The sequence below is a fragment of the Aerococcus sp. L_32 genome (assembly GCF_050689315.1).
Genome location: NZ_JBOEQF010000651.1, coordinates 1 through 984 on the forward strand (window position 1 = coordinate 1; position 984 = coordinate 984).

The 984-nt window shown below is 39.1% G+C and carries 1 protein-coding gene; it reads right to left on the reverse strand.

All coding sequences use genetic code 11. The annotated features are described in order from the left end of the window. On the reverse strand, window positions 1-984 hold a 984-nt coding region (locus tag ACRCJ0_RS15460), incomplete at both ends, for an alpha-galactosidase (RefSeq protein WP_431391076.1).

Consider the following 984-nt stretch of genomic DNA (forward strand, 5'->3'; position numbering starts at 1 on the left):
ATGTGCAGGTAAATTGGCCGAATAAATATCTGAAATATGTCGGTTCATATCCCATTTAATATAGTCAATGTAGCCTTCATCTAAAATGGCTTCAATTTGGGCGATGACATTATCTCTAACCTCTTTACGGCCAATATCTAATACAAATTGTTGACGACTCGGGTATGGTGTTCGTCCTGGGACTGCTAAACGATAGTCAGGATGTTTACGTAATAATTCAGAATCTTCAGAAATCATTTCTGGTTCAAACCATAAGCCAAATTTTAAATCTTGACCGTGGACATAATCGGCAAATTGACGTAATCCTTTAGGGAATTTCCGTTTATCTACGAACCAATCTCCAAGTGAACTATCATCATTATCTCGGTGTCCAAACCAACCATCATCTAATACGAACATTTCAATACCTAATTGCTTGGCTTCATCTACGATTGGACGCAATTTTTCCTCGTTAAAATCAAAATAAGTTGCTTCCCAATTATTCACCAAGATTGGGCGAAGTGCGTGTTGATGATTTCCTCGAGCCACGCGGTCACGAATCAATCCGTGGAATGTTTGACTCATTTGATTTAACCCGTTATTGGCATACACCATGATGACTTCAGGTGTTTGGAAGCTTTCGCCGGATGCAAGTTGCCAAGAAAAAAGTTCTTCATTAATACCAATCACCACACGGGTTTGTTGAATTTGATCGCGTTCAATTTCTAACGCATGATTTCCTGAATATACAAGCGCAAAACCATAGGCTTCACCATGAAACTCGTCGGTATGTCTTTGCGCCAAAATCATCGTATTATTCATTTGATGACTTGAGGTGCCGCGTCGACTTGCTAAACGTGTTTGGCCATATGTCAATGATTGTCGGCTAATATGACGTTCATTGACATGAGCTCCAGGTAAGGAAATCAAATCAAAATCTTGCGCAGGTAAATCGAGTGCCATAGATGCGATTTTATCAATCATAATAGTTTGATTGGAAATATT